The organism is Pseudoalteromonas sp. OOF1S-7, from assembly GCF_022347765.1.
Classification (GTDB): domain Bacteria; phylum Pseudomonadota; class Gammaproteobacteria; order Enterobacterales; family Alteromonadaceae; genus Pseudoalteromonas.
The window spans coordinates 47,693-74,122 of sequence record NZ_JAKRFZ010000018.1 but is presented as its reverse complement, the minus strand read 5'-3'; the positions used below and the strand labels follow the sequence as shown (position 1 = coordinate 74,122).

19 protein-coding genes are annotated in these 26,430 nt (G+C 48.9%); 14 read left to right on the top strand and 5 right to left on the bottom strand.

Going from position 1 to position 26,430, the window contains the following annotated elements; translation table 11 throughout:
- The first annotated feature begins 446 nt into the window (after positions 1 to 446).
- Genes MHN33_RS20100 through MHN33_RS20090 form a run of 3 tightly spaced genes read left to right on the top strand, consistent with a single transcriptional unit; the run spans position 447 to position 5,133 of the window.
- The gene (locus MHN33_RS20100) at positions 447 to 1,709 is read left to right on the top strand and encodes an MFS transporter (RefSeq protein WP_239400738.1); all 1,263 of its coding nucleotides are present in this window, start codon (positions 447 to 449) and stop codon (positions 1,707 to 1,709) included.
- Complete coding sequence (locus MHN33_RS20095) at positions 1,706 to 2,581, top strand: ROK family protein (RefSeq protein WP_239400736.1); 876 nt, start codon at positions 1,706 to 1,708, stop codon at positions 2,579 to 2,581. Before MHN33_RS20100 ends, MHN33_RS20095 begins: the two co-directional genes overlap by 4 nt.
- Positions 2,578 to 5,133, top strand: a complete 2,556-nt coding sequence (locus tag MHN33_RS20090; protein WP_239400734.1) for a family 20 glycosylhydrolase — start codon at positions 2,578 to 2,580, stop codon at positions 5,131 to 5,133. The genes MHN33_RS20095 and MHN33_RS20090 overlap by 4 nt, the downstream gene beginning before the upstream one ends.
- 57 nt (positions 5,134 to 5,190) lie before the next feature.
- Here the strand turns inward: MHN33_RS20090 and MHN33_RS20085 are convergent, their stop codons facing one another.
- Positions 5,191 to 6,930 (bottom strand): amidohydrolase, encoded by a 1,740-nt coding sequence (locus MHN33_RS20085; protein ID WP_239400732.1) that lies wholly within the window; start codon positions 6,928 to 6,930, stop codon positions 5,191 to 5,193.
- 71 nt (positions 6,931 to 7,001) lie between these two features.
- On the opposite strand from MHN33_RS20085, the gene MHN33_RS20080 reads away from it, so the two are divergent.
- Together MHN33_RS20080 and MHN33_RS20075 are read left to right on the top strand one after the other, a co-directional pair.
- On the top strand, positions 7,002 to 7,679 hold the full coding sequence (locus MHN33_RS20080) for a response regulator transcription factor (protein WP_239400730.1): 678 nt from the start codon (positions 7,002 to 7,004) through the stop codon (positions 7,677 to 7,679).
- Complete coding sequence (locus tag MHN33_RS20075) at positions 7,679 to 8,863, top strand: hypothetical protein (protein WP_239400728.1); 1,185 nt, start codon at positions 7,679 to 7,681, stop codon at positions 8,861 to 8,863. Before MHN33_RS20080 ends, MHN33_RS20075 begins: the two co-directional genes overlap by 1 nt.
- On the opposite strand, the gene MHN33_RS20070 is transcribed toward MHN33_RS20075, so the two are convergent.
- A complete protein-coding gene (locus MHN33_RS20070; protein WP_239400726.1) occupies positions 8,845 to 9,315 on the bottom strand; it encodes an OsmC family protein in 471 nt (156 codons plus the stop codon). The two genes, MHN33_RS20075 and MHN33_RS20070, sit on opposite strands and share 19 nt — an antisense overlap.
- 99 nt (positions 9,316 to 9,414) lie before the next feature.
- Between MHN33_RS20070 and MHN33_RS20065 the strand changes: the two genes are divergently transcribed.
- The 4 genes from MHN33_RS20065 to MHN33_RS20050 all read left to right on the top strand — a co-directional run bounded on the left by MHN33_RS20065 (position 9,415) and on the right by MHN33_RS20050 (position 17,707).
- Positions 9,415 to 10,350: a LysR substrate-binding domain-containing protein gene (locus MHN33_RS20065; protein ID WP_239400724.1), complete on the top strand. Its 936-nt coding sequence runs from the start codon at positions 9,415 to 9,417 to the stop codon at positions 10,348 to 10,350.
- 94 nt (positions 10,351 to 10,444) lie between these two features.
- Complete coding sequence (locus tag MHN33_RS20060; RefSeq protein ID WP_239400722.1) at positions 10,445 to 14,611, top strand: response regulator; 4,167 nt, start codon at positions 10,445 to 10,447, stop codon at positions 14,609 to 14,611.
- Positions 14,589 to 15,473 (top strand): protein-glutamate O-methyltransferase CheR, encoded by an 885-nt coding sequence (locus MHN33_RS20055; protein ID WP_239400720.1) that lies wholly within the window; start codon positions 14,589 to 14,591, stop codon positions 15,471 to 15,473. Before MHN33_RS20060 ends, MHN33_RS20055 begins: the two co-directional genes overlap by 23 nt.
- Before the next feature lie 101 nt (positions 15,474 to 15,574).
- On the top strand, positions 15,575 to 17,707 hold the full coding sequence (locus tag MHN33_RS20050; protein ID WP_239400718.1) for an EAL domain-containing protein: 2,133 nt from the start codon (positions 15,575 to 15,577) through the stop codon (positions 17,705 to 17,707).
- Here MHN33_RS20050 and MHN33_RS20045 read toward each other — a convergent pair.
- Positions 17,659 to 18,492, bottom strand: a complete 834-nt coding sequence (locus MHN33_RS20045) for a hypothetical protein (RefSeq protein ID WP_239400716.1) — start codon at positions 18,490 to 18,492, stop codon at positions 17,659 to 17,661. The two genes, MHN33_RS20050 and MHN33_RS20045, sit on opposite strands and share 49 nt — an antisense overlap.
- A gap of 106 nt (positions 18,493 to 18,598) precedes the next feature.
- Between MHN33_RS20045 and MHN33_RS20040 the strand changes: the two genes are divergently transcribed.
- Positions 18,599 to 19,522, top strand: coding sequence for a hypothetical protein (locus MHN33_RS20040; RefSeq protein WP_239400714.1), 924 nt, complete (start codon positions 18,599 to 18,601; stop codon positions 19,520 to 19,522).
- 162 nt (positions 19,523 to 19,684) lie between these two features.
- A complete protein-coding gene (locus MHN33_RS20035) occupies positions 19,685 to 21,712 on the top strand; it encodes a methyl-accepting chemotaxis protein (protein WP_239400712.1) in 2,028 nt (675 codons plus the stop codon).
- Here MHN33_RS20035 and MHN33_RS20030 read toward each other — a convergent pair.
- Both MHN33_RS20030 and nhaR read right to left on the bottom strand, forming a co-directional pair.
- Complete coding sequence (locus MHN33_RS20030; protein ID WP_239400710.1) at positions 21,709 to 22,005, bottom strand: SelT/SelW/SelH family protein; 297 nt, start codon at positions 22,003 to 22,005, stop codon at positions 21,709 to 21,711. The genes MHN33_RS20035 and MHN33_RS20030 overlap by 4 nt on opposite strands.
- On the bottom strand, positions 22,002 to 22,916 hold the full coding sequence (nhaR, locus tag MHN33_RS20025) for a transcriptional activator NhaR (RefSeq protein ID WP_239400708.1): 915 nt from the start codon (positions 22,914 to 22,916) through the stop codon (positions 22,002 to 22,004). Before nhaR ends, MHN33_RS20030 begins: the two co-directional genes overlap by 4 nt.
- Positions 22,917 to 23,054: 138 nt before the next feature.
- Between nhaR and MHN33_RS20020 the strand changes: the two genes are divergently transcribed.
- The 3 genes from MHN33_RS20020 (at position 23,055) to MHN33_RS20010 (ending at position 26,422) form a co-directional block, all read left to right on the top strand.
- Entirely contained in the window at positions 23,055 to 23,357 is a 303-nt protein-coding gene (locus tag MHN33_RS20020) for a hypothetical protein (protein WP_239400706.1), read from the top strand.
- A gap of 380 nt (positions 23,358 to 23,737) precedes the next feature.
- Positions 23,738 to 25,006, top strand: coding sequence for an HlyD family efflux transporter periplasmic adaptor subunit (locus MHN33_RS20015; RefSeq protein WP_239400704.1), 1,269 nt, complete (start codon positions 23,738 to 23,740; stop codon positions 25,004 to 25,006).
- An 87-nt stretch (positions 25,007 to 25,093) separates the two neighbouring features.
- Entirely contained in the window at positions 25,094 to 26,422 is a 1,329-nt protein-coding gene (locus MHN33_RS20010) for an ABC transporter permease (protein WP_239400702.1), read from the top strand.
- Positions 26,423 to 26,430: the final 8 nt, after the last annotated feature.

Below are 26,430 nucleotides of genomic sequence, written 5' to 3'. Positions count from 1 at the left end.
GCTTTCTTCAATGCGCAATTGAATGGTTAGCAATTACTTACTGCGTTACCTGCAAGATGCCGGTTTATGATGTATTTCCTTCACCTTTTATAGTATATCAGCTCGAATTTATTAACCTTTTCATATGGCAAGTTGAATAATATTTTAGTCTTGCGTGCAAATGTACAAAGCAAACACCGTGTATCAGGTGAGAGGACTAAGCTTACGGATAGTTATCCGGTTTTTATTGTGATAACCGATTATTCAGCAACCTAGAAAAGTATTAGCAATTGTTAGAAATGTGCCGCTACAGCGCTATCAATGGCGGCAAACTAGTCTTACCGACGAGTTAAGGCGGTGACTATCCTTAACAGGATCCCCTTGGATCATTGAGTTTGTCTGCCCACAAACCGGCTCCAATTAAGTCACCGCCTTTTTATCTCTTAGCTCACAACAAGGTAAGATACATGAAACCTAACTACCTCGTGGTTGCCCTGGTGTTGGTAACCTTCTTTATGGTGTCGTTTTTCACCAATATTCTCGGTCCATTATTCCCTGAACTGATCAAAAGCTTTGACATAGGTCTGACCCTGGCGGGTTTGTTTCCTTTTGCTTTTTTCATTGCCTACGGAGTAATGTCCATTCCCGCCGGTCTACTGGTACAGCGCTTTGGTGAAAAACGCGTGATGCTTGGGGCATTTACGCTCGCGGGGTTAGGGGCATTATTATTTGCCGTTGCCCCCCTTTTTCTGGTGGCTATGTTGGCGCTGTTTTTGATTGGGACCGCGATGGCTATGCTACAGGTTGCTATTAATCCGCTACTGCGGCGCAGTGGTGGGAGCGCTCACTTTGCTGCGTTCTCAGTACTTGCCCAGTTATTGTTTGGGGCGGCAGCCAGTGTGTCGCCTTGGGTATATGTGACGCTGGCTAGTCAAATACAAGCGTACCCTGCTGATTTTACTTGGATCCCAGCAGCCATGCCCTGGCTGAGTATGTACTGGCTATTTGCCCTTTTGAGTGTCCTGATGCTGATCTGGATAGGCGTAAGCAAGTTCGCAACAGTGGAGCGCAATGACGAGGAAATATTAAGCTGGCGGGCATGTGTGGGTTATTTTCGTCACCCAACTGTCATTCGGTTCTTTTTTGCCATTGTGGCGTACGTGGCACTGGAACAGGGGATTGCCAATTCTATTGCGGTGTTTTTGCAAACTTATCATCAAATTGAGCCTCAATACAGTGCCCAGGTTATCAGTCAGTTCTGGTTGATGCTGACGCTGGGGTGTGTGCTGGGTTTGTTGTTACTTAAGCTGTTCGACGCCAAACTTATTCTCATGCTGTTTTGTCTGGGGGCTTCGCTGAGTCTGATAGCAGCGTTGATTGGCAACACTGACGTCGCCCTAATGGCCTTCCCCTTATCCGGGTTCTTCTTATCTGTGATGTGGTCAGTGCTATTTTCGCTGGCGCTAAACTCCGTACCCAGTGGGCATGGTGCGATCTCTGGTGTGTTGTGTACCGGTATTATTGGTGGTGCATTAGCCTCTCCAGTGATTGGGATCCTCACGCAGCTGAGTGGTTCTTTGCAGCTTGCCTGCCTGGTATTACTTTTACCACTGGCTTACATTGCCTGGATAGCCCGGTGGGCGCAGCCAATTGTGCGCAATCATACCATCAGAATATTCCGGCGTAGACAAACTGAACTGACAGAGAAACAGGAAGTCGCAGGACAATGAGTACAATAGTATGTGTCGATTTGGGGGGAACTAAAGCGCAGGTTGCCCGGGTGGATGAAGAGGGTGTCTATGAAACCCGTCGCTACAATGTGCCTGCCTCAGCGACCAAAACACAGGTTAATGATTTTATTAAGGGGATTATTGCTGAGCAGCTAAGCGACGTATGTTGCGGTATCGCCATTGGTGTACCGGGTATGGTTGACCTGCGTAGCGGCACAGTGCTGGAAGCGGTCAATATTCCGGCCTGGCAAGATATACCATTGGCTGCGCAATTAAATGGGTATTTTTCTTTGCCTGTAGTTGTTAACAACGATGTTAACTGTTTTACTATGGGTGAATATTGTTATGGTCATCATTATCTGCCAGGAACCCCGTGTTTTGAGCCGGTGCCCAACCTGTTAGGGGTCTGCCTCGGAACTGGGCTTGGCGCTGGGCTGGTTTTTGATGGTCGCCTCTACAGCGGCAGGCATTGTGCAGCAGGCGAGTTTGGTAGCTTTTCTTATCGCAATAGCATATTAGAACGCTATACCAGTGGACAGTTTTTTCTGGACCGAGGCACGAACGGCGCTGAGCAGGCAGCACTGGCACAGCAGGGAGACTGCTACGCGCAATCCTTGTTTGATGAGTTTGGAAGTCACCTGGGGTATGCGCTGGCACAAGCTTTGTTGGCTTTTGACCCGGATAAAATTGTGCTGGGTGGCTCTGTCAGTCAGTCGTATGACCTATTTAAGCGCACTATGTGGAAAAGTCTTGCAGGGCAAACACACCCGGCATTATTTAAACAGCTTGAAATAGAAGTGGGTAAGCTGGAGTATGCGGCATTACGCGGTGCGTACAAGTTGTTCCGGCAACAGTTTTCGGAGGGAATATGAAGAAGTTTGTTTGCCTGTTTATGGCACTACTGGGTGCTCAATCAGTACATGCGCTCACACAAGGTGAGTTAAATGAAGTAGCCGATAACCTGGAAATCCGTTATCACCTGATTGACGCTGTGCCTAAGCTGTGCCCGGCGCCTGCGACACAGTGTTATTTATCTGAATTACGTCTACGTTCACCGGTGCATTATCGCGGTACTGACTGGGCCATTTACTTCAGCCAGCTGATGCCAATTTATCAGGTAGAGTCCGAGCAGTTCAGGATAGAACACCTCAATGGCGACCTGCACAGACTGACCCCAACTGCGCAGTTTAATGGTTTTTCAGCGGATGATGAGTTTATCATTCGCTTTTATACCAAAAACTCACAGATCACCCGCTCTGAGTTTATGCCAAACTATATACTGGCCGATCAGGCGCAGCGTCTGCTCCCCAGAGTGATTGCCAGTACGCGCCCGGTGCGCGATGAACAAACCCAGCTTGAGCTGCAGCCCTATCTGGCACCTTTCGAGTCATACCATCAACTGCGTGTCAGCAGTGAAGATCAAACCCCCTGGATGAGCGCGGCTTACCTTGCGCAGCACCAGTCTGAACCCGAATTTACCTATGCACCGGAGGGCGTGATCCCGACACCCAGAGAATTTAAGGTGGTGTCTCAGGGGCGGATCAACCTGGAAAAGGGGGTGCGTTTTGAACTGACGGGTATCGATCTGGCTGAACTTGAAATGGCGGGTAAACGCCTTGCGCAGCTGGGGGTACAGCAAACCCAAAAGGGGTTACCGGTAAGCGTAACGGTGGATCCCTCACTGGCTATTGCAGCGCAGGGGTATCAGTTTAACAGCTCCACCAATCGCATTGCTATTCAGGCGTCGGATGCTGCCGGTGCCTTCTACGGGGTGCAAACTCTGGCGGGGTTAATGGACCTTAAAACACGCAGTATTCCTAGTGTCGCCATTGCGGATGCGCCCCGTTATGCTTTCCGGGGGCTGCATATCGACAGTGCACGCAACTTCCGCTCCAAGCAGTTTATACTGGATACCATAGCGCAAATGGGCGCGTACAAATTGAATAAACTGCATCTGCACCTGGCCGATGATGAAGGCTGGCGTCTTGCCATCGCAGGCCTTCCTGAGCTGACCAAAGTCGGCGGGCTACGCTGTCTGGAGCTCAGCGAAACACGTTGCTTGTTACCGCAACTGGGCGCGGGGACTGGTAGCGGCGCGCCACGCAACGGACATTATTCGCAGCAGGATTACAGCGAAATTTTGCGCTATGCAAAAGCACATCATATCGAAGTGATCCCATCACTGGATATGCCGGGACACTCCCGTGCGGCCATTATTGCGATGGAGGCCCGTTACCGGGCTTTGATGGCGAAAGGTAAAGAAGCGGCGGCCAATGAATATCGCTTGGTAGAAGAAGCGGACAAAACCCGCTATTCCTCTATCCAGCACTACCATGACAACACCTTAAATGTCTGTCTGCCCGCTACCTATCGCTTTGTCGGTAAGGTGCTAAATGAGTTACAACGTATGCATGAACGTGCAGGTGTACCATTAAAAACGTATCACATAGGGGCTGACGAAACCGCTGGTGCCTGGCTGGATTCTCCTGCCTGTCAGGCGCTGAATAAGAAGCAAACCATTACGTCGATGAACGGTTATTTTATCGAGCAAGTAGCGGCCATGGTGGCAGAAAAAGGCATCACAGTGGCCGGCTGGAGTGATGGCCTGAGCGACGTAGATCCTCAGAAAATGCCCAAACAGGTGCAAACCAATGTCTGGAGTACACTCAGCGAGCAAGGGCACAGGGTGGCGCACCAGCAGGCCAATCAGGGCTGGGAAGTGGTATTGTCATTGCCGGATGTAACTTACTTTGATTTTCCGTATCAGTCTCATCCACAGGAGCGCGGTAATCACTGGGCCAGCCGGGCGTTAGATACCCGCAAAGTGTTTGAGTTTATGCCCGATAATTTGCCAGTCCATGCGGAGTTCTGGCGCGATGTGCTTCATCACAATTACAGTGCGGATGATAAAGACTCCGGCCTGAAGCCAGGCGTTGGTTATACCGGTATGCAGGGGCACCTGTGGAGCGAAATGATCCGGGATGACGTGCAGGCCGAATACATGTTGTATCCGCGTTTGCTGGCACTGGCAGAGCGAGCCTGGCACAAGCCTGGCTGGGCCGTACCGTATCAGGCTGGCAGGATTTACAACGATAAAAGCGGCTACTTCAGTGCTCAAAGTCAGCAGCTGCGTGAGCAGGACTGGCAACGATTTGTCGCTTTGCTGGGCTACCGTGAACTGCCCAAACTAACCCGTCAGGGACGCTTTTTCCGTATCCCTACCGTGGCTGCAAGCCGTCGCGAGGATGACACGCTGAAGTTGTTTAGTGAGATCCCCGGATTTGAATTAGAAGCACACATCAACGGGCGTTGGGTTAGTTATCATCCCAAGCTGGATTTTGACTCGGTGGATGCGGTGCGCGCTGTATTGCCTGATAACGCACGTGCCGGGCGCGCTTTGCCTATACCTGCCCCGGTTGAGTAGGATAGCCAGTAATTTACCAGATACCCCTGGGGGGCAAAGTCGGCCCCCCAGCTTGATTTAACGCTGGTAAACAATCTCGCCATCAAGCAGTGTCAATACCACCTGTGTGTTGCGGATTTCGTTGGCGCTGGCTTCGAATAGGTCACGGTCAATCACCACCAGATCCGCCAGTTTACCTACTTCAATGCTGCCAACACGCTGCTCCTGGCGCATCGCATAGGCGCTGTTAAGGGTGTAGGCCTCAATGGCCTGCGCCAGCGTAATGGCCTGTGGTTGGCGCGACACCGCGTTACTTAATCCGATAAACGGATTAAACGGGCTGACATTCCAGTCACTTGAGAGCGTGAGCGTGGCATTGTTATCGCTCAGGCTGCGAATAGGCACCAGATCTTGTGCGCGCTCGCTACCAATCAGGGGAATGGTCTCTGGCCAGTGGCTCGGTTTGGTGAAGTCTCCGGCGACCTGCGCGTCGGCAATGACACCCAGCTTGGCAAAACGTGGCAGATCGAACGGGTCAACAACCTCCAGGTGGGTGATACGGTGACGACCCTGGCCATTAGAGGCATTTTCAATGGCATTCAGGGCTTCGTGAATACCGCGGTCGCCAATGCCATGGATATTAAAGTCAAAGCCTGTTGGTTCCAGCGCCTTAAGGTACTTTTCGAGCCGTGCCTGGGTAAAATAATTCAGACCACGATTGCCATCCAGCTCAAGCCAGTTCTCCAGATAGGGCTCATGCATTGCTGCGGTGGTATTGACTAAAATACCATCCATATAGAACTTGACCTGGTTCACCTGTAATAACTCGACAGGATTGCTTTGATACAATGATTTGAGTTTAGCCAGCTGGGTGTTGTCGTTCATATGCGGATAAGCCCATAGCCCCAGACTAACCCGCAATGTTAGCTTGTCTTCATTTGCAACCCGTTGCCAGGTGTCCAGGTGGCCTCGTTGCCAGTAAGTACGGGCGTCACTGATGGAGGTGATCCCGGCCTTGTTCAACTCGGGCATAGTATATTCAATCAGGCCAAGATAATCGCTCTGAGCAGCATCGGGCAGAGACTGCATTGCCAGCTCCATGACCTGATTACCGGCATTGTCGTATAAGATGCCATTGAGCTTACCTTGCTCATCGCGACCCAGCACACCGCCGATTGGGTCTATGCTGTTGGCAGACAGGCCCGCCAATGCGAGAGCTTTGCTATTGACCCACATTGAATGAGAGGTTTGCTCCATAATGATCACCGGCCTGTCTGGCACGGCTTCATCAAGCATCGCCAGAGGTGAGTCAGCCATCTCCAGCAGTGTTGATATTTCATGGCCGTAGCCAATGAGCCAGGTGGCTGTGGGGTGCTGGCTAGCGGCATAGGCCACTTCGTCTATGTACTCTCCCGCGGTTGCTGTGGCTGGCACCGTAAACTGAGTGGCCTCGGAGGCAGATTCAAGCGGGTGCATGTGTACATCGTGAAACCCGGGCAGCATCATCTTGCCTTGCAGGTTAATGTGCTGGGTTGTTTCGCTGATATAGTCCTGGGCTTCTTCATTGCTACCGACCAGAATAATCTTATTGTCTTTAACCACCACGGCTTGTGCCCAGGGTTGCTCAGCATTTACCGTATAAATGCGGCCGTGGGTAAATACCATAGTGGCACTTTGCGCTGCGCTGGGCTGCTGCACACTGGACGCCGGGGTGGTCGGGGTGGCACTTTGGCTGCTGGTTTGGTTGTCAGAGTTACAGCCACTGAGGGCTAAACCGGCTATCAGAAAACTGCTGGTGATCATCTTTGTTGCTCGCATTGTTGACTCCTCGTTGATGCCGATACACTATCAGTAGCATGGTAACCACAAGGTAACAGTATAGAGGTTAAATGCTGATCTTATTGGTTGAAGACGACGCGGTATTGGCCGCACAGACGATAGACTTTCTCAACGCGGAGGGCATTGAAGTCGATTATGCCGCAACTTTGAGCCATGCAAAAGAGATTGCGGCGCAAACTGCCAGCTTTGATAAGTATGATGCGATCATTCTGGATATGAGCTTGCCCGATGGCAACGCGCTGAGTTTGCTGCAGCAATCGCTGGCCGGGTTTGATGCCCCTGTATTGTTTTGTACCGCGGCAACGGATCTTGACGATAAACTCGCCGCGTTTGCGGCCGGTGCCCTGGATTATATCACTAAGCCCTTTGCGCTGCCTGAGCTGGCAGTAAGGGTCAAGCTGTTGGCGGGTAAAGTGTCTAAGTGCAACCAGGTGTTTGAACTGGGTAGCCTGCATGTGGATTTTTCGGCAAAAATTGTCAAACGAGGTGAGCGCACCATAGTGTTATCCCCACAGCAATGGCAGTTGCTTGCTTTGCTGGCAGAGCAGGCACCGGCACCGGTAAATAAAGCTCAGATCCTGCGTCATATCTGGCCCGACAGTGAGGTGAATAATAACATGTATAAGTCTTTGTTAACTCGGCTGAGACACAATCTGAGCCGCGACAATGAACCCTCTGTGATACAGACGCTCAAGGGTCAGGGCGTGGCATTGAGAGAATCGAGTTAATGAGGCAAAAAACGCTCAGAGGGTATTTAGTCAGACGGTTATTTTTGCTGTTTGGGGTGTTTTCTCTGATCTGGATGTGGGTGGCCAGCCAGGTTTATCACTACGCCTGGGATGGGACATCAGACTATTATCTCTACCAGGACCTGGAGGTGGCGCTCTCAGGTCAGCTGCAATTGCCTTATCAGGATAGCACTAAGCTGATGGGCAACTGGCAAGACTTGCCCGCCGACTATCAGCACGTTTTTAACCACAACGGGCTTGGGTCCAATGCACAGGCCCGTGAAGTTTCTCAGTTGCTGATGCTGGACGATGATTATATATATGTCCTGCGCTATGCTGAGGCACCTTTTGAGCCACTTTATATTGTGCATCGTATTACCGAACAAGACTCCCCCAGCCTGCTGGTGGTGTTTATTGCGCTGACCCTGGCTTTGTTTGTGCTTGGTGCACTAATCTGGTGGCCAACTCATCGCCGTATTGCGCGTGAGTCTGAGCACCTGACAGCAAGTTTGCGGGCACCGGAAAACCCGTCAGGTGCGGAGTTTGAAGAGTTTTCTTCTCAGTCTATCCTGGCTGCGACCGATGCGTATGCACAGCATTATACGCAGCAACAGGAACGCTTGTATTCCGCCTTTTTAAGTCATGAACTCAATACCCCGCTGGCACAAATCCAAAATACACTTGCACGCTTTGAGCAACTGGATGGGCTGCCTTTAGATGCACTCCCACTGCTGACACAACTTGAACAAGCCGGTCAGGATCTCATGTCGCTAAGTGAAGCCATTTTGCTATTGTGCCGAGCCGATCAGGTGCGTCTGACAGCGACTGATCTGCGCGGCTTTTTGGCGGACTGGCAGCAAAGTTGGCAGCAACAGGGGCTGGTAATCGAGCTGAACCTGCCTGCACAGCAGGTCAACCAAGCTGTGCAGTCACGTCTGCTGATGCTGCTCCTGGAGCAGCTGGCGAAAAACGCCCTGCAACATGGTGAGGGAGCACTTACTGTCACGCTGAGCGATAAGGAAATGACCTTTACCAATCGCGCGTGTGGAAAGCTAGTGCATCATGGTCAGGGGCTAGGTACCCGGATCATTGAACGCGTGTGTGCGTGTTTTGGCTGGCAGGGACAGCGTTATTCTGGCCCACAATTTATACAGACTATTCGCTTTTATGATAATAGCGGTTGAATCAGCACCTCTGTTTTAACAGAATTGGCGATAAAACACAGCGCATGAGCCTCATGATGTAGGGGATCCAGATCGATTTGCTCGTTGGCATGCTGTCCGGCCAGGGTGACTTTGGGTCTCAGGCACACTTGTGTCATCGCTTTTCTTCCGCTTGTGTCTTCACTGAGTACACCGACCGCCTCATCAACGTAACTTTTTACTACGATGCCGGCTTTAGCAGCCAGGTGGAGGAAAAACAACATGTGGCAGCTGGAAAGTGACGCAACAAACGCTTCTTCCGGATCGGCATATTCAGGAACCGAATAGGGTTGGGGCACGATATTCGGTGATGCAGAGGCGGGTATTTCAGCACCACCACCGAATTGCCACTGGTGTGCGCGGCTGTATTTTTGTTCCGTAAAGTTATCATGCTGGTTTTGTTGCCAGCGAATGGTTGCAAAGTACCGGGACATCTTATTACTCCTGATTGCGATGGCTGAGGCCAGTATGGAATTGAAATGTCATGAGTAAAAGCGATAATAACTCAATCTGCTGTTAATTTTTTTCACATCATGATTGAGGCAAATATTTCACTTACTGCACTGCAAAGTTTTGCTGTGGTTGCGGCTGAGTTGAGTTTCACCAAAGCGGGGCAGATCCTGCACAAAACCCCCAGTGCGATTAGTCACCAGATGAAGCTGCTTGAGCAACAGCTTGATGTGCAACTGTTTTACAGAAAGTCAAAAGGGGTTGTGCTGACACCGGCTGCAGAACTGCTGCTGACTGATGTTCTGAGTGGACTGTCGCAGCTCAACGCCGGTATTCGTCAGACCAGGCTGAAGGCGCAAACAGACAAGCACACCATAGTGCTGGCTGTGATCCCTTCACTGCTGGAACACTGGCTGTTACCCAGACTCACGCGTTTATATCAGGCGTTGCCCCATATACAGTTAGAGCTGATAGCGATGGACCAACTGGTCGAATTTGCCAGCAACCGGGTGCATGGCCATCTGCACTTTGGCCGGGGCGAATTTGCTAATCTGACTAGCCGCTGGCTGGCGGATGAGTATACCTATCCGGTGATATCGCCCTCACTGCGCAAGCAATTCCCTGAAGTGTTGTCACTCGATGACTGGATGACGCAAGTGCCGTTACTTGCTTATCGCAGTGGACCTGAGGACGCACCATCAAACCTGGGCTGGGAGACCTGGATGAGCCGTTTTCAGGGGTCTGGTGAACGGGTGCCACGCGTAGATACCTTCAGCCATGTGGGCCTGGCCATGGGCGCCGCCAAATATGGTCAGGGCATCGCCCTGGGCTGGCACCATATCGCACAACAAGCATTGAGTGACAGGACGCTGGAAAAACTTGATGCAGACCCTATCAAACTGGCTTTTTCATATTATCTGGTTGCGCCCGAGCGGCATTGGCTCAACGCTGAGTTCATGGCTTTATTTGAGTGGCTCAAAACGGAGTTTGCTAATTCGGCAGGGGAGAGCGATTTTTAGTCAGATTTTTACCCACATTTAAGTGTGCGTGTCTATACTCTGAGTGAACATTTTCAGAATAAATGGACTGGCTTTTTATCTGGGTGAAGGAATAATGGAGTTAAATACGTTAAGCACGCGCATCAGCGCAGGGTTTGTACTGGCTTTTGTGATCCCCGCTGCATTTGTCATTGCGGCGCTTTTTCAGTTAACTGAGCTGGAGCAAAGTAGCACTCAGTTTAGTACCAATGAACTGGCCAGTGTTAAGCATATGCAGGCACTGAGATCTAACTTCGAGGACTCTAAACTCGAGCTGAAATCCTGGATGGCCGGGGGCGGTCAGCAGCACCTGCAAGGGCGGCGCGAGGCCTGGCAGGCCATTGACGAGTCGCTTTTTAAAATTCACCGCCTGCCCCAGTCTGCGTTGAGTCAGACGCAGATCTCTATGCTTGAAAATAAACTCAACGAAGCCAGGCTGATACAGCAACAAATTGAAGAAATCGCTCAGTCGGAGGCGAATTTTCCGGGTTTGCAGGTATTTTTCAATCAGGCTATGCCCCGTGCGCAGCAAATTATTGATGCCGTAACCCTGACCATTGAGTGGGAAAGAGAGCTGGCGGCCGATCCATCGCGCAAGCAGTTGTTAAAACACCTGGCAGATTTTCGCGGCGGTTTCACCAGTGCGCTGACATCAGTTCAGGCATTTTTGCTCAGTAATCGGGAAACCTACTTCCTGGAGTTTGAACGCCATCGTACCTGGCATGAAGATGCCTGGCTGAATGTGCAACAGCAGCAGGCATTGCTGAGCAGCCAGCAAGCCATTCAGATCCAAAAGGTGACGCGATTGAGGGAGGAGTTTTGGCAGCTTCTGCCACAAATTTTTGAACTCAGGCGGAGCAATGGCTGGGATCAGGCGGAAAATACCTGGCGTGAGCGGTTGGGGCCATTGACCAGAGCACTTAAGAACCAGTTAATAGAAATAGAGCTGGCACAACAGCAGCTGGCGGACCAGAGTCTGACAACCAGTCAGAGCGGCCTTGCAGATTTAACCCGTCTGGCAGCTATCGCTTTACTTGGCGCTGCATTCATTACGGCGTGCATTGCCTATTTGATTAACAGGCAGGTTGGTCAGTCGCTGACACAAGCTATTGCGGTTGCAGATCAGGTTGCGAATGGCGACTTTAGCACTAATGTGCAGCTTCAGGGCAGTAAAGAAATAAAGCAGTTATCACAGTCGCTGGCAAAAATGACAGAGACCTTACGGGCGATTACTCAGCATGCCAAAGAAATAGAAAAAGGAGACTATACACAAGACTTTACACCAAAAGGAGAGCAAGATCTGCTTGGCATGGCATTGAATGCAATGACAAAAAACCTGCGTACAACTCATCAGCTTTCACAGCATCAGACCTGGCTAAAAGCTGGGCAGGCAGACATAGCAGAGCGCTTGACCGGGACACAATCGGTCGAGCAAATCTATAAAATTGCCTGCGATTTCTGTAGCCGCTACCTGGAGGCTGAAGTCGGTGCTTTATATGCGCTGGAGGGAGATCTTTATAAGCTGAAAACCAGCTATGCCTATAAGTATCGTAGCACAGAAAACACCGAGTTTGAGCAAGGCGAAGGCTTGGTTGGGCAGGCTGCATTGGAAGGTAAACTATTGTATTTTAGCGGTTTGCCAGAAGAGCATGTATTGATGTCGGTGGATTCTGGTTTGGGGCAATCTGCTGCGAGGCAGGTGGTCGCGGTACCCATTAAAGACAAACGGCAAAATGAAGCTGTGTTAGCGGTACTGGTTATCGCGAGTGTTAAAACGTTCTCAGACATTTGCCTGGAACTACTTGAGCTATCTGCCGATAGTATTGCCCAGGCTTTGGCATCTGCGTTGTCACGGGACAGGTTACAGGAGCTGCTGGATGAATCGCAGCAGCAGGCTGAGGAGCTTGAGTCTCAGCAACAGGATTTAAAAGCGGCCAATGAGGAGATGGAGCAGCAAACACAGGAACTTAAGCGATCGGAAGAAGAGTTAAGAGAGCAAAAAAGCCGGCTGACTCAAACCAACACTCAGCTCACCGAGCGCACAGACACGTTGCAAAAGCAAAAAATTGAGATTGAAAACGCCCGCATTGAGCTGCAACATCGTGCTGAACAATTAGCGGTATCGAGCAAGTATAAGTCTGAGTTTTTAGCCAATATGTCGCATGAGTTAAGAACGCCGCTTAACAGCTTGTTGTTGTTGTCGCAGTCTTTAGCCCGCAACGCCGAAGGCAATTTGACGGATGACCAGCTTGAAGACATTGAAGTCATTTACAATGGGGGTCAGTCGCTGCTCACGCTCATTAATGAAATCCTCGACTTGTCTAAAGTTGAGGCAGGTAAACTTAAATTGACTTCAGACAGAGTGAATCTGCATGGTTTTGCAGCCCGATTGAAAAAGCAGTTTGAGCCGATTGCAAAAGAAAAAGGCCTTGAGTTTAAAGTAAGCATCTCACCTATGGCACCTCAGGACATTGAAACTGACGAGCTCAGGCTGGAACAAGTGCTGCGTAACTTGCTCTCGAATGCCTTTAAGTTCACAGAGCAGGGCAATGTTGAATTATGCATCGAACCGGCCGACGGTAGTGCTCAGTTTAACAACCCGACACTGACCCCGCAGAGCTGTTTGAGCTTTGTGGTAAAAGATACCGGTATTGGTATAGCGCAAGATAAACAACAGGCGATTTTTGAAGCCTTCCAGCAGGCCGACGGGTCAACCAGCCGGGCTTTTGGCGGGACCGGCCTTGGGTTGACGATTTCTCGAGAGTTTAGCCACTTGCTGGGCGGAGAGATCCAGTTAGTCAGCGAGCTGGATAAAGGCAGTGCTTTTTCTTTGTATATTCCGCGTTATAAACAGCCGGAAAATGAGCAGCAGGAAGCGCCACAGTCACAACCTGACTTATACACAAACCAGGCTGTGCGGCACAATGACTTTGTCAAAGTGCATGATGATGCTCTGTTAGCGCAGCCGCAGCCAGCGAGCGTTACCCGGGCTAATGCAATTGTCACCACAGACACTGCGCCAGACTCGGTTACTGAACAAGAAAATAAATCCGTTCTGATTGTTGAAGACGACAGCCAGTTTGCCAGCATTTTATCCGACATTGCCTATAAGCATCAGTTTGCCCCTGTAGTGTGTTCTCGGGCTGAGCAGGCACTGAACATGATACAACAAGCGCAGCCCAGTGCGGTGATACTGGACATCGGGTTACCGGATATGGATGGTATGGCGCTGCTGGATACCCTGAAGTCTGAGCCTAAAACGCGCGAGATCCCGGTCCATATTGTGTCGGGCAAGAGTAAAGATCCAAAAGCGCTGCAAAAGGGTGCAATCGACTTTTTAACTAAACCAGTGTCTTTAGAACAGATGGAGCAGGTTTTCTCTAAGTTTGAAGTGTTACTGCAAAAACACATTAAACATTTACTCTTAGTCGAAGATGACATGCATGCCTGTAAAGTGATTAAACAGGTTTTGCAGCAAAAGGGGTTAGAGCTACATGTTGCTAACAATGGTGGTACAGCCATGCAGCTTCTCAAGCAACATCCGATAGACTGCTGCATTGTTGATCTGAATTTACCGGATATATCGGGTTTTGAATTGCTTGAAAGAATGGACGCTGAGGCAGGTCTGTCATTACCGCCTATTATTGTCTATACCGCGCAGGAGCTGAGCCGGGATGAGTACCATCATTTGTTACGATTTACTGATAAAATAGTACTGAAAACGGATCATGCCCCGGTGCGTTTACAAGATGAAGTCGAGCTCTTTTTACACTCGGTCGAACAGCAGCTACCACCCAGCGTGGTCGCTTCCAAGCACGAAGATATTAGTAGTCAACCAGTTGACCTGTCTGGTTTTCATATACTGCTGGTTGATGATGACCTGCGTAACACCTATGCTCTATCCAAGTTACTGAAAGAGCAGGGGCTTGCTGTCACCATGGCCGATAACGGTCAGCTGGCATTGGAAAAGCTGCAGCAGAATGAGCAGTTTGACCTGGTGCTGATGGACATTATGATGCCTGTGATGGATGGTTTTGAAGCTATGAAACACATTCGTGCAGATATTTCACAAAATCTCCCAATTATCGCATTGACAGCAAAGGCGATGAGTGAAGACAAGCAGAAATGTCTTGAGGCTGGAGCCAGTGACTATCTTGCTAAACCGGTCGATATCAATGTATTGATCTCTATGATGAAAATTTGGTTATACGACACGCAAAATGCAAGCGACAGACTCCATTGATATGGCACCGCTATCGGGCCATAAAAGTAAGCTAACACCCGAGCAGATGTTGGAAGTAGACATTTTACTGGACGTTTTGTATCAGCGCAGCGGCTATGATTTTTCTCAGTATGCACGCAGCACGCTGATCAGGCGTTTGCAAAATTGTTTGCTTATGGACGATGTACCTCATTTTTCGCACTTGATCCCCAAAGTGTTGTACGAGAAAGGGTATATGCACAAGCTGTTGCAGGAGTTGTCGGTCAGTGTGACTGAATTTTTTCGGGATCCCGCCTTTTTTCAGTCTCTGGAGCAGCATGTCTTGCCTGTTTTAGAGACTTTTCCTTACTTTAAAATTTGGCATGCCGGGTGTGCCACTGGCGAAGAAGTGTACTCTCTTGCGATGCTATTAAAGGCGCATGGTTTATATGACCGGGCTAAGATTTATGCGACCGACTTTAATGACCGCATTTTGGACAAAGCGAAGGCGGGTATCTTCACGGAAGAAACAATGCGACAGGGAGAGCTGAATTACGGCCAACTGGCAATATCACAAGCTACACCGTTTCAGGAGCATTTCTCGACCCAATATCATAATAGTAAAATCCGCATGGAGCTGGCCAGAAACATTGTGTTTGCCAATCATAATTTGGTTTGCGATGGGGTATTTGGCGAGATGCAGCTGATACTTTGCCGTAATGTGATGATTTACTTTGATAATACATTAAAAAAGCGAGTGGTCGACTTGTTTGACCAAAGTCTGCATCACAGTGGCTTTTTGGGGCTGGGACGGCTTGAAAACCTCGATTATCTGGATACCAGCGCCCGATGGCAGTTACTGGACAATGCCGCAACGCTTTATCGTAAAGTGCCTGGTATTTAACTAGGACTAAAGGATTAGCATAATTTGCGCGGTTCAGATTTGAAAGTGCTATTTTTGTACTAAGCTTGAAGGAGCTGGAAAGAGACAAACCAGGACGATTTATGGGTGCAATTAAGCAACGTCAGGTGCATGAAGATGACCGCACCAAACCGACGATTTTGATCGTTGATGACAGGCCTGAAAACCATCGGGTGGTGAGAAAAATCCTTGCAGATATGCAAGCCAATTTTCATTCTGCCGAGTCAGGACACGAGGTATTGTCAATGGTTCTGCGGCATAAGTACGCAGTGATTTTACTGGATGTGATGATGCCCGGTATTGATGGCTTTGAAACGGCCTCATTATTACGTATGAATGACGAAACCAAGCATACTCCGATCATATTTATAACCGCCGCAGATCATACTGAAGCACTGGAGTTTAAAGGGTATGAAGTGGGCGCAGTCGACTATTTGTTTAAACCCATCAATGCACATACGCTTTACAGCAAGGTCCAGGTTTTTCTGGAGCTGGAACAGCAAAGAACTAAGTTATTACAGTCTTTTCAGGATATACAGGAACTTGAAAACAAAAATCGGCTGTTACTTAAGTCTATTGGTGAAGGCATTTTAGGTGTTGACACTCAGGGACGCATTACCTATACCAACCCTGCAACAGAGAAAATACTTGGCCTAAGCGAAAATACCTTAGTCGGGGCGAACGTGGCAGAGTTTATTTGCCTGTCGACGTCCATGGCTGGCAATGCAAGCTGGGAAAATTGCAAGATCTTTGAACATTGCTCACAGGGCTACACCTACCGGGACTCATATGGTTTATTTAAAGACAATGAAAAGCGTATGTTCCCGGCGGAGTTTATTGCAACACCTATTTACGAAAACAATACCCTATTGGGGGTAGTGATTGCCTTTCAGGATATCAGTCAGAAGCGCAGCATCGAGGAGCAACTGAGCCGATTATCCCAGTTTGATACCTTAACAGGGCTGGTTAATCGCAGCACTTTTGAGAAACACTTACAACAAGCTATCAAGCGTAGCCTCAGACACGGCCGGGAGTTTTCGCTATTACACCTCGATCTGGATCACTTTAAACAAGTCAATGACCAGTTTGGCCATGAAGTGGGTGATATTTTACTTCAGGAAGTGGGTCACCGGATTGTAAAAACGGTCAGTGACGGTGATATTGTTGCCCGCATAGGTGGCGATGAGTATGTTATTTTACTGGAGAATTTTATTGAGCAACATGTCAGGAATGAGGCTGCGCTTGCGGAGCAATTATTGAGTCACCTGTCGGGCGCCTACCTTATTCGCGGTAACGAGATCTACATTGGCCCCAGTATTGGGATCGCACGCTTCCCGGGAGCTGGCGAGGACAGCGTTAGTGTTCTAAGGGCGGTTGAACTGGCTATGTACCGGGCCAAAAAGCAGGGTGGGCAGAACTTTCAGTTCTTTACCGAAGAGCTGCATTTACAGGCTCTGGCATCACTGGAGCTGGAGCAAAAGCTCCGTGTAGCCATAGAACATGATGAGTTTACTCTGTTTTATCAGCCTCAGTGGGATATTGCCAATAACCAGGTCAGCAAAGTTGAAGCGTTGTTACGGTGGTTTCCGGCGGATGGCAGCAGACTGAGTCCTGATGTGTTTATACCCAAGCTTGAAGAAATAGGACTGATCAATAAAGTCGGTGAATGGGTCGTCGAGCAAGCTTGTCGACAGGCGAAGAAATGGCGAGAGGAATACACTAACCCACCTTGTATTGCGGTAAATTTGTCGATGGAACAATTACGGCGAGAGGAATTGCCCGAAATGGTATTTTACCTGCTGCAGAAATATCAGTTACCAGCCGATGCCATAGAAGTTGAGGTAACGGAGGGAATGATGATGCAAAGTCCACAGCAGGCAATTGAGATCCTAAACGCCTTTCAGCGTCTGGGAATAGCAGTGGCGATTGATGACTTTGGCACGGGTTACTCGTCGTTTAGTTATCTGGTACATCTGCCGATCAACACTTTAAAAATTGACCGTGAGTTTATCCGCAAACTGGGAGAAGATGAAAAGTGCGAGATGGTGGTGCGGGCCATTATCAGTCTTGCACATAATATGCATTTGAAAGTGGTGGCTGAAGGGGTCGAAACAGAGCAGCAGCTGGCGTTTCTGCTTGAGCAAAAATGTGACCATATTCAGGGATACTATTTTGCAAAACCGGCACCTGCGGCACAAGTTCGACTTGAACCATGAGCTCGGGCAAGTGCCACCAAGGGTAAATGGATCACGATGGCCTGGGATGTAATATAAAACACCCAGTTAATTGCTCTGATCTGGGGATAGTAGCCCAGGCCCCCATTGCCAAAGATCCAAAACTGCCCGATCAGCGCATCTGCGACCGTGGCAAGTATCAGTGCGGCTGCCAGACTATATCTGGGCGTCTCAGGGAAGTTTTTATTGATCAGCAAGCATAAGCCGAGCAGTGCGGCCTGCGCAATAAATACAGCATAGAAGCCAGTCATCAGAGAGACGTACCAGCCACTCCCGGGTATGTGCATATTTAAATAGCTGAGTAAACCCAGCGTTGCCGTAATCAATGTAGCAATAATAAAATAGCGAGTCTGGCGAGCAGAATAGTCCATCAGGCGCCAGCAAGCGATAAACATTAAGGTATAGCCTGGCACAAAAAACCACACAGAGTCTGCCAGGTAGTCATGTTTGACCACATCACCATGTTGAAAGTAGCTCTGTGTCAGGTTGAAGTTAGTCACGTCGCCAGCCAGGCAAAAGAGTAAAGAAAAGACCATCAGACTTGCAAGAAATCGGTTTTGGCGCGTATTTTTATAATGACAGACTGAGCGCCTTATCATTATGCTGTTGATGAGCAAAACACTCAGAGTCATGGCTTCGAAACTGAGCACCCAGGTGCGGGTTACTCCCTCCACAGACCAAACACCGAGCAGGGTTAACAGCAAGTCGAGTATCGCACAGGCGATGATAAAAACACTGATTTTGAACGAATTCCAACGGATTTCCATCCTGAGTCCTTGTTCAATTGCCAAAGATGAAGGTACAACTTTTAACAGGATTGTCGATGCAAAAGCAATGCTTTTTGTGTAGATTGCCAGAGTTGAGAGGAAAACTATGTCGCAATTTAAAACCACACTGTCTTTAGCTTTGTCTGTCTGTGCCCTGGGCATGGCGATTTATGGTCAGGTTACCCGGCCACCTACACTGGCCATTGAGTCTGGTCACCCTGAGTCACCTCCGTTTCAGGCGACTCAAAGCGAACCGCTTACTGCCAGTCGTATGGGCGAATACCGTCCAGAGCAAGCAGATATTCAGCAGTTAACAGAGCAAATTCACTATCTTCAGGGGCGCGTACTCGAGTTGGAAAACCGTGCGTTTTCAACATCGCATTCACCTCAGTCCCTTGAAGAGTCCGTGTTGGCAATTTTGGAAGAAAAAGAACAACAAGAGCGTGCTGCGCACAGAGAAAGTAACCCGGTTTATGGTTTTTATGAAGACTTACCCGACGACTACGAAATGCGCCTGAAAACTGATCCTGAGTATGCGGATAAACTCAGCGGGCAGCTACAACAAAAAGTGCTGAATGAGAGTTTGCCCGTGATTGAGCGCCTGTCGGCGATGGGTCAGTTGCAGATGAATATGTATGTGTTAAATCGCACTCAAATGGATGCTATGAGCTACGATACCGTGGACGCCGTTATAAAAATCAGTCGCGGCCAGTATGATGATAAGTTACGTGTTCAAGCGTTAGACGTGGTGGCGCAAACGCCAGTGGTGGATGCACGTATTGCACGTTCGTTGCTGGATATTGTGGAAAAGGAAAGTAACGACTATATGCGAGCAACGGCGGCAGAGGGCCTGATGTCGCAGTATTATCAAGCGAATGACGAGCAGTATCCGGGTCTCAAACGTCAATTGGCGAATGATATTCTGAAGTTGTACAACAATGATGTTGATAATCAGGTATATAACCTCATGCAGCGTATGATAGGAGATGAGGATCTGCTGGAACAGATCCGTAAAGATGCCAACAAATAGCCGGGTGCCGCCAAAGGCACCTGTTCTGCCTCGAAAATCTGCAAATTTGTTTCTAAATACCATAAATACGTCTATTTTTATGTTATACATATTAAAGAACAATGCTAATAATTAGTGCCGTCGCCTGGAATAGGTCAGACGTCGGCAAAGGAAGGTGTTGCCATGTTGCCGTTGCGGCTTTCCATAAAACACAAAATTACCCTTGGCTTTGGTGGCATCGGTATGCTGTTGGTCATTGCCAGTGCCCTGGCTTATTGGGCGCTGTTGGAGATCCAGCGTGCCAATCATAAAGTAACTGACACTGCTCAACCTATCTTGCACGCAGCCGAGCAATTTCAACAACAACAATTGAGGATCAGTAATCTGGTTTCCAAGGCATACAGTGCGGACGATGAAGCCAGTGTACGACAGATCCAGCAGACTTTTGGTCAGGCTGAATCCCGTGCTCAGCAGCTGCTGGCAGATCTGGAAAATCGCTCGACAGATAATCCGGGGGTGGTACAGCCGCTGCAGCAAGTAGCTGAAGTCCGTGCGGCGTTACGGCAATTTTCAGAGGCATTGTTCGCGGCGCGGTTGAACCAGTTTCAGGCAACAAAACACATTCAGCAAGGGATCACTGACTTCTTCGATTACAGAAACGCCGCAGGCGCTGCCATGCTGGATATCGAGTTAATAGAAACCACGAACAGTCGGCTAAGGGATGAGGTGGCAGGAACCGGGATCCGAATTGATGACCTGCTGTTTACACTGGAAAATAATGTGCAGTCTCTTGCGCAGGTTGGTCCTGATAAGCTGGCCACTCACCGTGAAGACGTGGGTTTTATCGTTGATAACATCAGTGACAACCTGGCCTATCTGAAGCGCCAGTCGGTCGGCTTGCCAATTGAGCCCTTGTTACAGCAGTTTGAGCCAGCCTGGGATAATGTAATGCGTCAGCTGAAGGCCCCGGGTACTTTGTATCAGGCGCTGGAGCGCCGTCACGCGGGCCAGAAAACGGCGATTCAAAGCTATCACAGTGCAGAACAGGCCTTTGCAGCACTATTTGCCCGAATAGATATAATTCAAAATCAGGCACAGAGTCAGTTTGATCTGTATCAGCAAGAGTCTGATCAGTTGATTGAGCAAGCGCAAAATGCGGCTCTGATGTTGGTACTGGTATTTGCTGTTCTGGCGATTGGGATAGCACTGTCCACCAGCCGAGCGATGTTGATCCCGCTTGCAGCCGTAAACAAAATGCTCAGATATATAGCCGATGGTGATTTTTCCCGGCAAATTGTTAAACGTCAGGATGATGAGTTTGGTACGCTGACCGACAACATAAATCAGGTAAAGCAAAATCTCAGCAGTCTGTTGGAAGAAATAGATACTCAGGTGCACGAACTTAAAAGTCTAGCCGGCTCGTCGCTGGAACGTAGTCAGACTTTGACCCGCCGGGCAACGGGCCAGGTTGAGCGCACAGACAATGCCCTGCGTATTGCATCTACAATAGCCAGCAGTGCGGTCGATGTGTCTGAGCAATCAGAACATGGCGTCAGTGGGCTTAAACGAGCTCAGCAGTTAAACCAGGAAACGGCGCGCAGTGTCACGCAAAATAAACAAAAAATCATGTCGCTGAGTAGCACTATGTCCGAATCTGTGGGGGCGATGGAGGGGCTCAGATCGCACAGTGAGCATATAGGTAAAATACTGGATACAATCGTTGCAATTGCTGAGCAGACCAATTTATTGGCATTGAATGCAGCAATAGAGGCTGCAAGGGCAGGTGAACAAGGCAGGGGATTTGCAGTGGTTGCCGACGAAGTAAGGCAGCTTGCGATCCGCACACAAAATGCGACTCAGGAAATTAATAAAATGATTGCGGCTTTGCAAGCCGATACGCATGCGACAGCTACTTTGATCCAAAACGGTGAGCTGGATGTACGAGAATGTGCTGAGCAAAGTGAGGTGTTGGCAAACAATATGGCACAGGTAAGTGAAGCCATAGAGCAGGCTACGGCACTAAGCGAACAGGTGCTTGGTGCGGCAAACCATCAGGCAACACACTGTGAAAACATTGCGAGCCTGATGAAAGACGTGCAGGAAACAGCCGCTCGTAACTCACAGGAAATGGGCTTTATGGCCAAAGACAGTGAGTCTTTAAGCGGGTTTGCAGCACGACTGACACAGCTGATTGAGCGCTTTAAGCTCTAATTTTGATTCCGCTCGTGGTCATGGTCAATGTGGCCCAGTGATCGTGCTGGGTCGAGCTGATCTCTCACCCGACGTTTCAGAATTTTGGCTTCCGGAAAGCCACCATCACGCTCCCGGCACCAGATCAAGGTGTTGTTATAATGGATCTTAAAGACGCCTTTACTGGCCGGAACCAAGGCGACCTCTGCTAACTCATCAGCAAAGGTCGACAGTAACTCTTGTGCCAGCCAGCCGCTGCGAAGCAGCCATTGACATAAAACACAGTACTGGATTGCTATTTTGGGTTTGCTCATATTGGTTCCTGATTGTCATCTATGCTTCGGGCATGTTGCACAAACTCTGAATAAATTGAATCTTTGATCAGCCTGTCGGGTGTAAAAGCGTAGTAGTTTTGATAGACGTTTTCGATAGCCCCAATAAAATTCACGTCATAATGCCGCTCTATTTCCTCGCGAACAGACAAAGGCGCCGGGAATACCCCAAACCCTTGTTGTCCCAGCGCTTTCATTAAAGCGCTGTCGTCTACGTGACCTGCGACAGAAATTTCGATTTTGAGTTCATTGAGCCAATATTGAATGGCGCTGGTAACCGGACTATTCTTTGCTGGCAATATGATTGGTGTGTCGGCTAGTGCAGCTGGGAAGTTATCACAAGTCAGAGCCTGATCTTGTTTCCTACCGTAAAAGCCAATCTGGCTCTTGCCAATTTCATGGCAGAAGAGCTTAAACGGGGCATCACTGTCTAAGGGTTTATCCGCTAACACCAGGTCCAGTTTATGCGTTGCCATTTGCGCCAGAAGTTCGGCTTGTTGCCCGTCTATACAGTGCAGGTTTGAGATGCGCTCGTTATCTATTAATGGTGCCAGCCATTTTGATACCAGAGATTTTGGCAGGGCATCGGAAATGCCGACTTTCAGGGTGCGATTGATAGAGGCCAGATCGCCTTTAGTGGTTTCCAGCCACTCCTCGGCAATGGCAAACATATCATCAGCATACTGCTGCGTTAGCTGCCCATATTCCGTCAACCGTAGTCCTCGTCCTTCTCTTAAAAACAATGATTTACCAAGGCGCTGCTCCAGGCTTGTGATCTGGGCACTGATGGTCTGTGGTGTCAGGTGCAATATTTTGCTTGCCGCGGCAATACTCCCGTGGCGACTTACCTGCCAGAAGTAGTACAGGTGGTTATAATTGATGTTCGTTATCATTCGTAATATTCGAGGTTTCGCTAAGAATTAATCAGCTTTTTTCTTTTTAAATACATTAGTAGATTAGCCTCATCGACGCAACAATATGAGTTCAATTCCCAGTAATTAACTGGTTTTGCACAAGAGGTTGATAGCAATATGAAACTAAATTTCAGAGCAACGGGAAAACGCATTGCAGAGGCGACTAAGGCGCAGCTCTCTAAGTTGGCAGCCAACAAGTTTATGAGATATGCGGCCCATATTCGCAAAGTGCGAATTGATGTGGATGAGCAACCCTGTCAGCGCCACGGTGTTTTGACTATCTGTAAAGTAGAAGTGTTATTGCCAGGATTACCCAGTGTATCTGTTCGGGCCAAAGGCAAGAATATGATGCAAGTGATTAAACGTGCACTGCGAGACAGCGAATTGCTACTTGCGCGTCAGTTTAACAGAGCGGCGTAGCGATTCCCCAAGCGCGGCGACCAGCTTTAGTTGAAAAGTAGAAAAATTATCCGACCCAAACTGAACCAATAGGAGGTGGCGTCCAGGTTAGAATATGATTATGCAGTATTTACAGTTATTCCCAAGCACTTGCGGCGGCATGGAGGCCGCGCTTTATCGTTTTTTCCTTCATTACTTTTTTAACAAGCCTACCTCTTTCACCTACTAATTTGGTTATTTGGCATGAAAATTAGCCAAATAAGGTAAATAATGTACCCGAATTAAAATTCAAACCGATTAAGTTATTAATAAAATGTTTATTGATGGTGACATTTAGATTGATTTTTGCTATTTTCAGGCACTGGTATTGATCAACATTTTTATTTTCAAGGACGTAGTGCATGCAGTATATCGACGATACCAGTGCTCAGGACAGCCAGCTAGAGAAAAAACACAACTACAAGCTCTACTTCCTGATCATCGCTGGTGTATTTATTTCATTGTATTTTGTTGTTCCTCAGATACTTGCCTGGGCAAGTGGAGAGAGTGCTGTCAGAATGGACAACATTCATGTGGCGCAAGTGCGCCGTGGTGAATTTATCAGGGACATTTCCGTACAAGGTCGTGTGATCGCAGCGCGTCGCCCTACTCTTTACAGTCCGGCAGAGGGCACTGTTACTTATTTGGTAACAGCCGGTGACTCAGTCGCAATTAATCAGCCGCTGGCTCAGATAGACAGCCCTGAGCTTAAAAGCTTGCTGGCACAGGAGCTGGCAGAGTTAACGCGTCTCGGAACTCAGCTTGAGCGGGAAAAAATTCAGGCAAAAAAGCAAGACCTGGCGCAGGAAAATTATCTCGGTAAGGCAATCGTGGCGCTGAACGCTGCTAAGCGTGAAATGCGTAGAAACGAAGAAGGTAAGAAAAATCAAGTTGTTAGTGATATAGACTATCAAAAAGCCAAAGATGAGTTAGAAAATGCGCAGCGGGAGCACCGTCTGGCGGTAAAAGAGGTCGCGTTGCTGAAGGAAAGCCAGAAGTTTGAGATCCAAACCCGTGCGATTGAATTACAGGCGCAGCAGGTACTGGTTGATGAATTGCAACGGCGTGTTGCCTCACTGGAGATCCGCTCTCCGGTTAATGGCATTGTTGGTAATCTGAGTGTTGATCAGAAAAACACTGTAGCGAAAAACCAGCCACTCCTGAGTGTGGTGGATTTGTCACACTACGAGGTAGAGGTCAATATCCCTGAAAATTACGCTGACGACCTGGCATTGGGTATGCCCGCTCAGATTACTTTAAATGGTCGGGCGTATGAAGGTGAATTAACCGCCATTTCACCCGAGATTGTGCGCGGTCAGGTGGAAGGTAAAATCCGCTTTAAGGAAACTGAAATTACTGGCCTGCGACAAAATCAGCGTCTGACCAGCCGCATTGTGTTGGAAGAAAAAACGGGCGTTACCTACCTGCCCAGAGGCCAGTTTGTTGATGCATACAGTGGTAAATATGCATATGTCCTGGATGAGGACAGTGCAGTGAAAAAGCCTATAAGTCTGGGATCGAAAAGCCTGGGTCAGGTAGAGATCCTATCCGGGCTGGTTGAAGGCGATACGGTCATAATTTCTGACACCCGCATGTTTAATAGTGCCGAACGTGTACGAGTTGTTCAGTAATTTTATCAATGCGATAGCACTATCATAGCGATGGTGGTGCGACCCGGCATTATTTCCGGGGGACAAGATGATGGAGGAAGCAAGCTGATGAGATACTATTTCAAACTGGCCTGGATAAGCTTCAAACAAACTCCCCTATTAAGTTCCTTAATTGTGGTCACGATTGCGGTCGGTATTGCAGCGACGATGACCACCTACACAATCAATTACATGATGAATCAGGAGCCGGTGCCCGGAAAAGCCGACTCACTGTTTCTGGTCCAGCTCAATAGCTGGGGCCCGCAAAAAGCGTATTACAGCCAGGGTGAGGAAGAGCGGGTACCCCCTTATCTGACCTTTCAGGATGTTCAAAACCTATGGCGTGCGAACCGTGCCCAGTCCCACATTCCCATCAGTGGGTATCGTGATCAGCTGAAGCTGCCGACTCAATCTGACTCTGAAGCAAAAACCGCATTGGTACGTTCTACCAGCCGGGATTTTTTTAGTGCTTTTAATGCCCCCATTAAATTTGGAAGTGCCTGGTCAATTGATGCCGATCAGCAAGGAGAGCGAGTGGCAGTGATCGGTGCTGAGGTCAATCAGCGACTCTTTAATGGCGAAAATTCAGTGGGCCAGCATATTGCGTTAGGCGGGTTGGAATATCGCATTATCGGGGTCATGGACAACTGGCCTATTCTGCCTCGCTTTTATGGCGAATCCATGCATGCTTTTCGTAAACCCAGAGATGTGTTTATTCCGTTCGAAACCCAGGTGCGTAATGGACTTTGGTCGTCAAATTTACAACCGTTTGAATGCTGGCAGGACCCGCAAGACAGTTCTTTTGAGGCACTGATGGCGTCGGAATGTGTGTGGATTTACTTTTGGGTTGAATTGCAAGACGCCAGTCAGCGTCGCGCTTATCAGGAGTTTCTTTATACCTATGTTCAGGAGCAACGCGCCTTGGGTCGGTTTCAGCGTAAAATCGTTAATAAGCTGAGCACCCCCCGTGAATACCTTACTGAGCGTGAAGCTATTTCCGATGATAGTTTGGTGGCGCTCGGGTTGTCACTGTGCTTTCTACTGTTGTGCTTGCTCAATAGCACCAATCTCATGATGGCCAAGTTTCATGGCAAGGCCAGTGAAATTGGTTTGCGCCGCGCTGTGGGTGCCAGCAGGCAACAGGTGTTTGTTCAATTCAGTGTAGAAACCGGGTTGATGGGGATCTTTGGCGGTGTATTGGGCCTGTTACTCGCCCAGCTGGGACTCACTGTTTGCAGCCGGATTTATCAGCATTTGAGCAGTGATTTGATGCACATGGATATGTATATTCTGGTGCTGACACCACTGGTAGCGATATCGGTGAGTGTGCTTTTTGGTTTGTTGCCTGTCTATCGTGCCAGTTGTATAGAGCCTGCCAGCCAACTCAACAGTGTGTAAGGGGCAAT